This is a genomic window from Microlunatus flavus (assembly GCF_900110855.1).
GTDB classification, from domain to species: domain Bacteria; phylum Actinomycetota; class Actinomycetes; order Propionibacteriales; family Propionibacteriaceae; genus Microlunatus; species Microlunatus flavus.
On record NZ_FOFA01000006.1, the window covers coordinates 51,389 to 63,254 of the forward strand.

Annotated in this window: 13 protein-coding genes and 2 pseudogenes; 6 read left to right on the forward strand and 9 right to left on the reverse strand. The window is 75.0% G+C overall.

Annotation, left to right across the window (positions count from 1 at the left end):
* The first annotated feature begins 67 nt into the window (after positions 1-67).
* The 4 genes from BMY04_RS14160 to BMY04_RS14175 all read left to right on the forward strand — a co-directional run bounded on the left by BMY04_RS14160 (position 68) and on the right by BMY04_RS14175 (position 3,476).
* Positions 68-514, forward strand: coding sequence for a hypothetical protein (locus BMY04_RS14160; RefSeq protein WP_232506402.1), 447 nt, complete (start codon positions 68-70; stop codon positions 512-514).
* A gap of 42 nt (positions 515-556) precedes the next feature.
* Entirely contained in the window at positions 557-1,318 is a 762-nt protein-coding gene (locus BMY04_RS14165; RefSeq protein ID WP_091181979.1) for a helix-turn-helix transcriptional regulator, read from the forward strand.
* Between the two features lie 31 nt (positions 1,319-1,349).
* Positions 1,350-1,739: a DUF2750 domain-containing protein gene (locus BMY04_RS14170; protein ID WP_091181984.1), complete on the forward strand. Its 390-nt coding sequence runs from the start codon at positions 1,350-1,352 to the stop codon at positions 1,737-1,739.
* Positions 1,740-1,910: 171 nt separating this feature from the next.
* On the forward strand, positions 1,911-3,476 hold the full coding sequence (locus BMY04_RS14175) for a hypothetical protein (protein WP_091181988.1): 1,566 nt from the start codon (positions 1,911-1,913) through the stop codon (positions 3,474-3,476).
* Between the two features lie 21 nt (positions 3,477-3,497).
* Here BMY04_RS14175 and BMY04_RS14180 read toward each other — a convergent pair whose 3' ends face one another.
* Both BMY04_RS14180 and BMY04_RS14185 read right to left on the reverse strand, forming a co-directional pair.
* Positions 3,498-4,763, reverse strand: a complete 1,266-nt coding sequence (locus BMY04_RS14180; protein WP_091181991.1) for a serpin family protein — start codon at positions 4,761-4,763, stop codon at positions 3,498-3,500.
* A gap of 49 nt (positions 4,764-4,812) precedes the next feature.
* The gene (locus BMY04_RS14185; protein ID WP_091181994.1) at positions 4,813-5,250 is read right to left on the reverse strand and encodes a MarR family winged helix-turn-helix transcriptional regulator; all 438 of its coding nucleotides are present in this window, start codon (positions 5,248-5,250) and stop codon (positions 4,813-4,815) included.
* 101 nt (positions 5,251-5,351) lie between these two features.
* Here BMY04_RS14185 and BMY04_RS14190 point away from each other — a divergent pair, with 101 nt between their 5' ends.
* Positions 5,352-6,281: an alpha/beta hydrolase gene (locus tag BMY04_RS14190; protein WP_091181997.1), complete on the forward strand. Its 930-nt coding sequence runs from the start codon at positions 5,352-5,354 to the stop codon at positions 6,279-6,281.
* Positions 6,282-6,354: 73 nt separating this feature from the next.
* Here the strand turns inward: BMY04_RS14190 and BMY04_RS23610 are convergent.
* The 4 genes and pseudogenes from BMY04_RS23610 to BMY04_RS14205 form a co-directional block, all read right to left on the reverse strand.
* Positions 6,355-6,750 (reverse strand): annotated as a pseudogene (locus BMY04_RS23610) (zinc-binding dehydrogenase); the annotation flags it as partial.
* 274 nt (positions 6,751-7,024) lie between these two features.
* Positions 7,025-7,159, reverse strand: a pseudogene (locus tag BMY04_RS23700) (alcohol dehydrogenase catalytic domain-containing protein); the annotation flags it as partial.
* A gap of 451 nt (positions 7,160-7,610) precedes the next feature.
* Positions 7,611-8,099, reverse strand: coding sequence for a YbaK/EbsC family protein (locus BMY04_RS14200; RefSeq protein WP_091182002.1), 489 nt, complete (start codon positions 8,097-8,099; stop codon positions 7,611-7,613).
* A 138-nt stretch (positions 8,100-8,237) separates the two neighbouring features.
* The gene (locus tag BMY04_RS14205; protein WP_091182006.1) at positions 8,238-8,852 is read right to left on the reverse strand and encodes an NADPH-dependent F420 reductase; all 615 of its coding nucleotides are present in this window, start codon (positions 8,850-8,852) and stop codon (positions 8,238-8,240) included.
* A gap of 84 nt (positions 8,853-8,936) precedes the next feature.
* Here BMY04_RS14205 and BMY04_RS14210 point away from each other — a divergent pair, with 84 nt between their 5' ends.
* Positions 8,937-9,539, forward strand: coding sequence for a TetR/AcrR family transcriptional regulator (locus tag BMY04_RS14210; protein ID WP_091182009.1), 603 nt, complete (start codon positions 8,937-8,939; stop codon positions 9,537-9,539).
* Here the strand turns inward: BMY04_RS14210 and BMY04_RS14215 are convergent.
* Genes BMY04_RS14215 through BMY04_RS14225 form a run of 3 tightly spaced genes read right to left on the reverse strand, consistent with a single transcriptional unit; the run spans position 9,517 to position 11,860 of the window.
* A complete protein-coding gene (locus BMY04_RS14215; RefSeq protein ID WP_232506403.1) occupies positions 9,517-9,963 on the reverse strand; it encodes an NUDIX hydrolase in 447 nt (148 codons plus the stop codon). The two genes, BMY04_RS14210 and BMY04_RS14215, sit on opposite strands and share 23 nt — an antisense overlap.
* 51 nt (positions 9,964-10,014) lie before the next feature.
* Entirely contained in the window at positions 10,015-10,818 is an 804-nt protein-coding gene (locus BMY04_RS14220) for a hypothetical protein (protein ID WP_139209868.1), read from the reverse strand.
* Positions 10,819-10,858: 40 nt separating this feature from the next.
* Positions 10,859-11,860, reverse strand: coding sequence for a dioxygenase family protein (locus BMY04_RS14225; RefSeq protein WP_091182016.1), 1,002 nt, complete (start codon positions 11,858-11,860; stop codon positions 10,859-10,861).
* Positions 11,861-11,866: the final 6 nt, after the last annotated feature.

The window sequence follows — 11,866 nt, forward strand, 5'->3', positions numbered from 1 at the left end:
CGAACCGTCGACCTCGGCGGCGAACTCCGACACGCAGCTGTCGCCTCGCCGTCCGAGGCTGGCGGACATGAGCGCATCCACGCACCCCACGACCACACCCACGACCCCGTCCACCCCGTCGAGCACGACAACCCCGACGACCGCGACCGGCGCCCGCCGCTCGCTCGACGCGTGGCTGACGATGTGGAACACCGACGGCGCCATCGCGCGCCAGATCTGCGCCGACGACTTCCGGATCCACTTCGCGGTCACCGAGCGCGACGGCTCCACGCCGGCCGACGCCATCCGCACCGCCGAGGACTTCGTGGCGTACCTCGGCTGGTGGCACCGGGAGCACGCGGGCGTCGTCTTCAGCCACGTCGCCGACGCGATCGACGCCGACCACGGTCGGCTGCTCTGGGACGTCGAGATGGACGGCGCCGTCTCGGGCGGGGTCGACGTCTTCGACTTCGACCCCGACGGCCGGGTCCGACGGGTGTGGTCGGTCGGCGGCGCGCGGAGCATGCGCTCCTGATGCGGCCCGCGGCCCGGCTGGTCCCCTGCGAGGCTTGAGCTCGTGAAGCGAGCCGAGCGGCAGTACGCCCTCGTCGACCTGCTCCGCGGGGCACGCCGGCCGTGGTCCGCCGCCCGGCTCGCCCGCGAGCTCGAGGTCTCCACGCGGACCATCGAGCGCGACCTCGCCTCGCTGCAGAACGCCGGGGTCCCCCTCTACGCCACCCAGGGGGCGGCGGGCGGCTACGCGATCCTTCGCGAGTACTCCCTGCCGCCGCTGAACCTGGCCGAGGCCGAGTCGCTCGCGGTGCTCGCCGGCCTCGCCCTGCTCGAGTCCTCGCCGTACCAGGGAGCAGCCCGACGGGCGCGCGCCAAGATCGTCGCGGTGATGGACGAGGCGCACCGCGCGCCCGTGCAGGAGAGCCTGGCGGCGGTGCGGGTGGTCGACGCGGTCGCCCCCGCCGCCGGCGCCGTACCGCTCGGCCTCCTCTCCGACGTGATCGCCGCACGCCGCGTGGTGCGGATCGCCTACCTCGGCGAGGCCGAGGACGGCACGCCGGACACCGCGACGAGCACGGTCCGCGAGGTCGAGACGATGGGGCTGCTGAGGGCCGGCGACGCCTGGCTGCTCGCCGGCTGGTGCCGGTTGCGCAACGCGATCCGCGGCTTCCGCATCGAACGGATCACCGCCCTCGAGATCCTCGACGAGACCGCCCCGGACCGCGACCCGGCCCTGCTCGAGGCCGACCTCGCCCGGTGGCCGACCCGGCGACTCTCCGACCCGGGTTCCGCCGTCCTCGACCCCGCGCCGTTCCGTACGCCCTGATCGGCCGGCCGGCCTGCGCGACGATGGCGGGGTGACGGTCAGCGCAGCCCAGGCCGACGCCTTCTACCGCGAGGTCGTCGAGGGGCGAACGGTGTGGACGATCCGGGACGACGCCGGCATCCCGGCCCCGCTCGACCCCTTCTCCGAGCTGCGCGCCATGCCCTTCTGGTCCCGGGAGCCCCGGGCCCGGCGCGTCGTCGACACCGTGGCCGCGTACGCCGGGTTCCGGGTCGACCTGCCGATCACGCTCGACGTGTGGTGCGAGCGGTGGCTGCCCGGTCTCGAGCGGGACGGCCTGCTGGTCGGCGTGAGCTGGAGCGGGGCGCGGGCGACGGGCTACGACACCACGCCCGCGGACATGCTCCGGAACCTGACCGCGCGGATGCCGGATCCCGCCGGCGGCGGATCGACATCAGCCTGACGAGGAGGCGGTCCTCCGGCGCTCCCGCCGGGTCGACGCGCGTCAGGGCCCGTCGCCTGGCCCTCAGGGGGTCCCGGCCCGTCGTCTCCGGTCGAGCTCCCTCACGGAGCGGAGAGGTGGTGACAAGCCCGCGCGAACGGCTCATAGTGGAGTGATCCTGAGAGGATCCCCATGAAGCGGTTGCTGCCTGTCGCTCTCGCCGGTCTCCTGCTCGCGTCGGGTCCCTGGTACGGAGCCGAGGCTCGGGTCGGCAGCTGCGCGTCGAACACCACCGACGTCGACGGCGGGGGTCCGGACGTGGTGCTCGGGCTGCCCTCGTACGACCTGGCCGGCAAGCCCGACGCGGGTGCGCTCGTCGTGTTCTCCGACGTGGCGGCGCCCGGCTCCGACGACCCGCGCAACCCGGTCCGGCGCACCTTGCTGACGATGGACGACATCCCCGGGCTGACGGCTCAGGCCGGTGCCCGCTTCGGTGCCGCGGTCCTCCTCGCCCCCGACTACATCCTCGGCGACGACGGGGACTACTGCTCCGAGCTCGTGGTGGGTGCTCCCGGGCAGACCGTCGACGGCCGGCAGGGCGCCGGACAGGTGTTCCGGCTGCGCGGGTCGACCAGCGGGGCGATCAGGCTGAGCGCCACGTGGGACGAGGCGTCGCTGAGCGGGCTCGGCGGGGCACAGGCCGGCGCGGCGTTCGGCTCGAGCCTGGCCGGGGTCAACGGGGGCAACGTGGTCGTCGGGGCCCCCGGGCGCGACGTCGACGGCGTCGTCGACGCCGGCTGGGTGGTGAGCGCCTCCCTGGATGGGTCCCGCGTGGCCGGACGGACCACGCAGACCGGTTCCGGCGACGGCGCGGCCGAGGCCGGCGACCGGTTCGGGGAGGTGCTGAGGATCCTGCCGACCTGCGTCGGGTCGTTCCTGGTCGTCGGCGTGCCCCACGAGGACGTCGGTCCCCGCTCGGACGCCGGCGCGGTCGTCCTCGTCGGTCCTGCCGGGACGCAGAGCCTCACGCACCAGAGCACGCCGGGTGCCGGGGACGCGGCCGAGGTCGGGGACCGCTACGGGGCTGCCCTGGACGCGTACTTCACCGGCACCGGCAGCACGCGGAGAGGTCTGGTCGCGATCGGGGTCCCCGGTGAGGACGTGGGCACGGCCGCCGACGCCGGCACGGTCTCCTTCGCCTCCTTCCCTGCACCGCCGCAGGCCGTGTTCTCCGGCCTGGTGGGCCTGCCGGCGACCCTCGACCAGGCGTCCCCCGGCGTCGCCGGCTCCGTGGCCGCCGGCGACGCGTACGGCACCGCGGTGGCCACCGGCGGGTTCGGCCCCGGGCCCTCGCTCGACCTGGTGACCAGCAGCCCGCGTGAGGACGTGGGAACGGTCGGCGACGCCGGTCTGGCCGACACGATCAGCCTGCGCGACGACGGCTCGGCGGACCCCGGACGTCCGGGCGCGCCCTGGACGCAGGACTCCCCCGGCGTGCCCGACCGTGCGGAGGCGGGCGACTTGTTCGGGTCCGACGTCGCCGCCGTCGGCCTGCCCCAGGCGACGGACGCCAACCTGGTCGTCGTCACGGTGCCCGGCGAGGACGTCGCCTCCGTGCCCGACGCCGGGGTGGCCCACCTCGGCGCACCACCCGGGGACCGCTCGGTGCTGCTCGTGATGCCCGTCTACCAGGTCGGGGCCGGCCTGGGCATGACGGTGGCCCGGGTGATGCCGGACAGCGTCTTCTGCGGCGCCTGACGCGCCCGCGCCTCGTACGGCTCAGCGCGGGTCGACGACGACGCCCAGCAGCAGCGGCAGCCGCAGCGCGACGTCGTGGAGCACGAAGAGGAACGGGCGGTCGACGACCAGCTCGTGGGCGGGCCCGGCGGACCCGCTCGTGGCTTCGGCGGTGACCACCGTCGCCGCGGCGGCCTCGATGCCGTTCTCGTCGAGGGCGAGGTAGCCCATGTGCTTGGCCGCCTGCAGCTTGAGCTGGTCGGTGGCCGTGAGCCCCGGGAGCTCGGCGGCGTCGGTGAACGCGGTCGTGAGCCCCAGGCCGGTCAGCGGCGGGCGCAGGTCGACGGTGGACCGCACCGTGAACCGCGGCAGCGTCAGCTCGACGCTCTCCTGCGGGTCGCCGCCCAGCACGCCGCCGAGCCCCGACCTCCTCAGCGTGGCGAGCAGCGGGCCGACGTCGCCGTCGGGACGGACGACCGTCAGCGCCAGCTCGTCCCCGAGCAGCGGGACCCGCGCACCCTGCCAGCCCGCGCCGGAGAGGTGGCGGGGCGACGTCGCGCTCCTGATCATGGCGACCGGCACCCGCTCGGCACCACCGACCGCGAACGGGTGGTCGGCGGCCTCGTCGAAGGGGTCGGCCCACGGCGCCTTCGCGTACAGCGCGTTCACGAGCGCGAGGGCCGTGTCGGCGTTGACCACATCCGGGGTGGCGATGCCGGTGATCTTGTCGTGGGTGCGGTCGGCCACCCAGGCGTTGACCGCCTTGCGGGCCCCGACCTCGTCCCCGGCGAAGTCGGTGGCGTGCACGCCGGTGCCGTAGTCGGCGGCCAGCGTGTCCAGGAACGGCTGCTGCCAGGCGTAGCCGTCCTGCCCCCAGACGGCGTTGGCGAGGTCGAGCTGCACCGTGCCCTTGCGCTCCCCGGTGCCGCGCTGGCCCGTCCGCGTCGCCAGCGTCTGGTCGATCACGTTCATGCCGGCGTTCAGCTCGTCCAGCGGCGGCAGCCCGAGCGCACGGTCCATCTCGGCGGCCGTGGCGCCGGCCGCGCCGTTGCGGACCATGGCCAGCGCGACGAGCACCGACAGGGGTGAGCACACGAGGTTCCCGGTGGCGTCGAGGCGCGTCAGGAGGTCGAGGCTGAAGCGCCCGACGGCCTCGACCGTGGCACCCGCGCGCCCGGGCTCGGGGCGGGCCCGGATCACGTCGGCCCGTACGAGGTCGCCGGAGCCTCCGCACCCCGCGAGACCCCCGAGCAGCGCTGCGCCACCGGCGAGGGCGGCGGCCGAGGCGAGCAGGTGACGTCGCTGCACGCGACCACGGTAGGCCGCGACGGGTCCTCCGACGACCCCGACGGGCCGGCTACGTCGCGGAGCCTCGCAGGTCGTGCAGGGCCGCCGCCAGGGTGGCGAGCCGTTCGTCGCCGAGAGGTCGCGCGAGCATCCGCTCGAGCGCCCGGTCGAACACGGGACCCGCCCGACGCAGCGCGGCCGAGCCCGCCCCGGTGAGGGCGAGGACGGACGACCGGCGGTCCGTCGGATGGCTGGTGCGCTCGACCAGGCCCGCCTTCTCCAGCCGGTCCACGGCCTGGCTCGTCCCGCCCACCGTGATGGCCAGCGCCCGGGCGACGTCCTGCACCCGGCACCGGGGCGTGGCCTCGATAACGAGCAGCGCGTTCAGCCCGCCCAGGGAGAGGTCGGCCTCGCGCTGGAGCTCCTCGTCGACGCGGTTCCACAGGATCGTCTCGAAGCGCACGAGGTCGTCGAACACCTGTCGCACCGTTCCGGAACCGCCTGCCATGTGACCGATGCTACTGCGAGCACTAAGTATGTTGCTGCTAATCTAATTACGACTTAACTTCTAGGGGCGAGCACCGAGCGCCCCCGACGAGAGGACCGGACATGACCCAGAAGCAGCGCGAGACCGTCGACACCCTGCTGCGCGAGGCACCTCTCGACCTGGGCGGCGACGTCGCCGTGCAGCGACCGCTGATGGAGCACCTGCTGACGGCGCAGCCGCTGCCCGACGACGTGCGCACCGCGGACGACCACCTCGGCGGCGTCCCGGTCGTCCGGGTCGAGGTTGACGGGCTGGCGACGCGGGGCACGGTCCTGCACCTGCACGGAGGCGGCTTCGCCCTCGGGACCGCGGCCAGCTCGGTCGGGCTCGCGGCCGCGATCGCCCGCCACACCGGGATGCGCGTGGTGTCGGTCGACTACCGACTCGCCCCAGAGCACCCCTACCCCGCCGCCGCGCTGGACGTGGCGGCGGCGTACGCGGCCCTCGTCGCCGAGGTGGGCGACGAGCCCGTGGTGGTGTCGGGCGAGTCGGCGGGCGGCAACCTCGCCCTCACGCTGCTCCTCGAGATCCGCCGGTCCGGTCTGCGTACGCCGGCGGCGGCCGTCCTGCTCTCGCCGATGACCGACCTGACCGTCTCGGGCGACAGCTTCAGGGCCAACGCGGACAAGGACCCGAACCTCACCGCCGCCGCGCTCGGCACCCGGTCGGCGGACTACCTGCGCCACACCGGTGTCGCGGCCGACGACCCCCGGGTCAGCCCGCTGTTCGCCGACCTGCGGGGCCTGCCCCCGCTGCTGGTCCAGGCCGGGTCGAACGAGGTGCTGCTCGACGACGCGACCCGCCTCGCGGCGCGCGCCGCCGCCGCGGGCGTGGAGGTCGTCCTCGACGTCACACCCGACGTGCCGCACGTGTTCCAGGCGTTCGCCGGCATCCTCGACGAGGGCGAGGCCGCCCTGGTCCGCCTGGCCCGCTTCGTGCACGACCACACCGGCGTGCAGACCCCGGTCGACGCCGGGGCTCCGACCGTCTGACCGCTCGGGGCTCGAGGAGGATCTTCCCGGCCAGGCCACCCTGCTCGGCGCGGCGCAGGGCTGCGGCGGCCTGCGCGAGGGGGTAGACGGAGTCGACGGGCGCGCTGATCTCCCCCGCGGCGAGGTGGGCGAACAGGGTCTGCAGGCCGTTCGCGAGCAGGCGCCGGAAGGTGGCGAGGTCGCGGTGCCCGGCCCAGACGTCGAAGGAGGTGGCGTGGCGGCCGTTGGGCAGGAGGTTCCACGCCTGCAGCCTCGAGAAGAGGCGCAGGAAGGGGACCATCGGGTGCTTCGCGTCGACCACGCCGAGGTCGCTGAGGCTGACCAGCCGCCCTCGGCGGGCGAGCATGCGCCAGGAGGTCGTGATGCCCGGACCCCCGACGTGGTCGACGACCCCGGCGACGCCCTGCGGGGCCGAGCTCGCGGACCCGGGCGCCGACGTCCTCGCGCCGGTGGTCGATCGCCACGACACCCAGGTCGCGCAGCCGCTCCTGCTGAGAGGCTCCAGCCGTGCCGATGACCGTCAGGCCGGCCTGCAGCGCCAGCTGCACGAGGATCGAGCCGACGCCGCCGGCCGCGCCCAGCACGACGACCGTCGCCCCGCGCGGGGCGTCGATCAGGCGCAGGACCCGCAGCGCCGTCAGGCCGTTGACGATCACGGTCTCGGCCGCTCGGGCCGCGACGCCGTCGGGGACAGCGACGAGGTCGCCGGCGTCGAGCACGACGCGTTGGGCCCACCCGCCCGTCTTGGTCAGGGCGGCGACCCGCTGACCGACCCGCAGCACCCCGGAGGCGCTGCCGAGCTCCTCGACGAGGCCCACCAGGTCGTAGCCGGGCACGAGCGGGAACGGGGGCTGCTGGTAGTACTTCCCCCTCCGCATCGACTGCTCGGCGAGAGACACCCCGGTGACCTCGACGCGTACGCGGGCCTGGGCGGGCGCGAGCGGCCCGAGCTCCACGAGCCGCGGCTCGATGACACCTCGTCATGTTCGGCGGGCAGTGGGACGTGACCGCCGCGGTCGAGCAGGGGGCGGTCGACGGCCACGCCACCGACGACCTCGGGCACGACGTGACGACGGTGCTCGTCGACGCCGTACGCGGCCCCGACCGCGCGGACGCAGAGCCCGACCCGGAAGACCTCACCGCCGCCGTGGCGACTGGCTGGTCCTGCACGGCTACGCGCACCAGCGCCTCGTCGCGCGCGCCTTCCCCTGGCCGCCGGGGACGACGGAAGCGGTCCTCGACCGGGCGACCGCCCACGTGCTCCCGGATCGTCCGGGGCGGTGAGCGACGCGCCAGGCCCGGGACGAGCCCGGGTGCGACGCGGAGTGGTCAGTCGGACGCAACCGCGAGCTCCCGGGCGTCGGTGAGGGCGACGAGCTGGTCGACGGTCAGCGGGACGATGGTGCGCGGGGTGCCGCCGGCGACCCACACGGTGGCGTGCTCGCGCAGCGCGCGGTCGACCACGGTCCGGACCGGAGCGGGGTGCCCGACGGGCGCCACGCCCCCGATCGCCTGGCCCGTCACCTCCCTGACCTGGGCGGCCGTGGCCATGACGACCGAGCCCGCGCCGACCTGGCCGGCCACGAGGTCGACGTCCACCCGGTGGCGACCGCTGGTCATCACCAGCAGCGGCTCACCGTCGGCCATGAACAGCAGGCTGCTCGCGATCGCGCCCACCGCGCAGCCGAGCGCGGCGGCGGCCTCGGCGGCGGTCCTCGTCGAGGCCGGCAGCTCGCGGACGCGGACGTCCAGCCCGGCGTCGAGCAGGTGCTGCTGCACGACCCTGCTGCGCTCCGGCAGCTCCTCGTGTCCGACCACCAGCGGACTCCTTCCCCTCGGGCGGGCACGGTAGCGCCCGACCTGGCCCGAGCCGCACCCGTGCCCGAGGAGGGCCGCCCAGAACCCTCGTCCGCCACGTCCTCCCAGCCCGACCCGGGCGGACCGACCCCGCACCGCTCAAACGGCGTCGACGCCCAGGGCGACGTCGAAACCGGCGCCGTTGCGCGAGACGCCGACCAGGAGAAGGCCGGCCCACTCGAGGGCGTGGGCCATCTCGAGGCCGCCGGCGTCGAGCGGCCGCATCCCCAGGCTCTCGAGGAACCCGGCGACGAGCGGCTTGACCTCGTCGTCCCCGGCGAAGAACGCCGCCATCGGGGCACCGCTGCTGATCGCACCGCCGTAGACCGTGTTGAACGCCTTGACCACGTGGGCGTCGCCGGGCAGGACGGCGGCGACCCGGTCGGCCACGGAGTCGCCGGGTCCGGTGACGAGCCCGCTGCCGTCGGCGTTGAACGGGTTGGTGATGTCGACGACGACCTTGCCGCTCAGCGCCTCGCCGAACTGACCGACCGCGTCCACCGCACCGGCGTGCAGGACGGCCAGGACGACGAGGTCGCCCGCCGGACGCTCGCCGAACGTGCCGGCGACCGCCCCGTGCCCGAGGCGCTCCGCGAGCGCCCGCGCCCGGTCGGCGTCGCGGCTCATCACCTCGACGGTGTGGCCGGCGCGCGCCGCGCGGCCGCCGATCGCGGCGGCCATGTTGCCGGCTCCAAGGATCGTGATCGTGCTCATCGTGGGTCTCCTCTGGCTGGGGTCGTGCGGGTCACCACGCTAAGCGGGGCGCACCCCGTTTCTTATTCCCTCTAGCGTGGCGGGGTGACCGTCCCGCTCGTGCCCCTCGGCGAGCCCCGCCCGCAGCGCGCGGACGCCGTACGCAACCGCGAGCGCCTCCTGGCGGTCGCCCGTGAGGTGCTCGCCGAGCACGGGGCCGCCGGGATCACGATGGACGGCCTCGCGCAGCGAGCCGGACTGGGCAAGGGCACGGCGTTCCGCGCCTTCGGCACCAGGGCCGGCATCTTCCGGGCCCTGCTCGAGGCCGACGAGCTGGCCTTCCAGACCGCCGTCATGACCGGCGAGCCACCGCTCGGTCCGGGAGCCGACCCGGTGCGACGGCTGGTCGCGTACGGGCGCGCCCGCAGCACGTTCCTGATGGACCACCTGCAGGTCATGCGCGCGACCCTGGATCCCGGTGGGCCCGTGCCCGCCTCGGGCGTGGAGTTCACGCACACGCACATCCGGATGCTGCTCGTGCAGGCCGACCTGGGGATCGCCGACGTCGACAACCTCTCCGTGCAGCTGAGCGTCGCCCTCGACGGACCTCTGCTGCTCGCGCTCCACAACCCGCCGCCCGCCACCGCGCGGCGGGTCGGGTCGCTCGAGGACAGCTGGCAGACCCTCATCGAGCGGCTGTGCCGCTGACCTCCGCGAGCACCCGGGGCAGCCACCGACGGTAGGAGGGGTGGGCGCGCCGCAGCCGCGGCAGGTCGGCGACGCCGAACCAGCGCAGGTCGTCGTGCTCGTCCGGGGCCAGGTTCGTCAGGGTGCCGGGCCAGCTCGTGGCGAGGAACGCGTGGGCGACGAGCGCGGCGTCGTCGAGGTGCACCTCGAGCCGGCGCAGGTCCCCCACGTCGACGCCGACCTCCTCCCGGCACTCGCGACGTGCCGCCTCCTCGGGCGACTCCCCGGCCTCGCAGTGCCCTCCGACGAGGTCCCAGCAGTCCGGGTACCAGCGGCGCCCGGGATGGCGGTGACCGAGCAGCAGCCGCCCGGCCTCGACCAGCGCCACCAGCACCACCAGCGCCACCAGCGCCACCAGCGCGATCAGCGCGATCGTGTCCGTCACCCGAGCATCAGTCCACCGCTGCTCTCGCGGCGCCGTGCGGCCGGGTCCGCGTCAGTGGCCGTAGACGGGCCCGTGGACGAACCGGTCGGGGTTGCAGTCGTCCTCACCGGGTCGGACCCGCGGCGCCTGCGCGACGACGACCTGGCCGCCCGGGCTCTTCGTGCCACCCATGCACGCCGGCTCGTCGCCACCGCGCACCACGACGACGACCCAGGAACCGTCGACCGTGGCCGAGGTGACCGACAGCGCGGGGAACGCCTTCGCCGCGGCCCGCTCGGCGGACGCGAGGCTCGACGACCTCATCGCGGCCCGGAGCTTCGCCGGGTCGAGCCGCGTGGCCTCGGCCGAGCCGGGTGACGGGGTCGGCCTCGGCGGCACCGCCACCGCCGCCCTGCCCGCGCAGTCGATCGTCGTGACGGGGTCGTCGCCGGCCCCCACGTGGAACCGCACGCAGCGTTCCGCGGAACCCGGCCCGTAGCTCGAGCTCCCGATCGAGCTCGAGTCGAAGCCGGGCGTGGTCACCCGCAACCGCAGGTCCACCAGGCCGTCCAGCCCGTCGGTGCTGCCCCACGAGAGGGCCTCCACCGTCCTCGTGAACGACTGCCCGTCGCCGTAGTCGTCCCGGCCGGAGTCGTTCGTGGCCCACCGGGCGAGCTCCACCGGGTCGTCCACCCGCTGGAAGTGGGCCTCGGCCTCGTCGTCGAGCGAGGCCTGGAGCTCCGTCAGCCTCTTGGCGGCCGCACGGTCGCCCGTGGGCAGCTGACCGGACGCGCACCCGGACAGGCCGACCGCGAGCGCCGCGGCCGCCGCGGGGACCAGGCGCCGCCACCGCACACCCGTCCCGGCTCCGCCCACGACGTCCATGGTGCCGGAGGCGGCCGGCGGAGGTCAGCCCTCAGCGCGATGACGGCACCGAGCGGCCGCCGCTCGGCGGCTGGCCACCACCCGGGGCTCCCCCGCCACCCATGGACCCGCTGCTCGGGGTCGTCGAGGTGTCGACGCAGACGGTGAGCGCCACGGCGTAGCCCTCGGCCACCGACCCGGAGACCGTCGCCAGCTGGTGGGCGCCGGAGTCGTCGCCGAAGACGTTGTCGTCGGCCAGGCTGACCTGCGCGAGGTTCGCGACCGACGCCTCGTAGCCCGTGGTCGCGTACACGGTGTCGCACAGGTCCTTGGGCAGCGCGACCTGCGAGGTGGCGACGGCCTTCGTCGCGTCGGTCGTGCTGGCCTGGTCGGGGTAGACCTCGAAGTGGATGTGCGGCCAGCGCCCGGAGTAGCAGGCGGGCACGACGCTGGTGAACGTCACCGTGCCGTCGTCTCCGGCGACCTGCACGCCGCGCAGGAAGTTCTCCTCGGTGATGCCGTCGGAGTAGAGCGAGTAGCCGCCCTCGCGGGTGCAGTGCCAGACGTAGGCCGCGACTCCGGCGAAGGGCACGCCGCCCTGCACCAGGTCCTTGATCGCCAGCGTCAGCGTCATGGGGACGCCGTCCGCGGTGCCGCTCGCGCTGCCGAAGCTGGTGCGGAGGTCGCTGCGGACGATGCCGCTCTGCTCGAGCACGTCGGGCCCGTTCGACCCGTCGCCCGGGTAGGGCCCGGCCGTCTCGTCGGGGATCTCGGCGAGCCCGTCGGCGCTGCTCGAGGCAGACGCCGAACCGCTGGCGCTCGAGGCGCTCGGGGCGCTCGAGGAGGCGGACGAGCCCGACGAGGCCGAGCCGGCGACCCCGCAGGCGGCGAGCCCGGCAACCCCTGCGCCGAGGCCGAGGGCGCGGAACACCCGGCGGCGCGTCATCAGGGTCGTGACGTCGAAGGGCAGGCCCTGGTCGACCAGCTCCTCGTCGGGGTGGTCGTACGGACGGCCCTGGTACGTGGGCGTCGGCGGGGTCGGGCGTCGGGACACGGTGTC

What these genes read in the sequence shown, in the direction of transcription:
- BMY04_RS14160 (WP_232506402.1), top strand. Translation starts at nt 68, where the DNA reads ATGAGCGCATCCACGCACCCCACGACCACACCCACGACCCCGTCCACC.
- BMY04_RS14205 (WP_091182006.1), bottom strand. Translation starts at nt 8,852, where the DNA reads ATGAGCACGATCACGATCCTTGGAGCCGGCAACATGGCCGCCGCGATC.
- BMY04_RS14185 (WP_091181994.1), bottom strand. Translation starts at nt 5,250, where the DNA reads ATGGCAGGCGGTTCCGGAACGGTGCGACAGGTGTTCGACGACCTCGTG.
- BMY04_RS14175 (WP_091181988.1), top strand. Translation starts at nt 1,911, where the DNA reads ATGAAGCGGTTGCTGCCTGTCGCTCTCGCCGGTCTCCTGCTCGCGTCG.
- BMY04_RS14190 (WP_091181997.1), top strand. Translation starts at nt 5,352, where the DNA reads ATGACCCAGAAGCAGCGCGAGACCGTCGACACCCTGCTGCGCGAGGCA.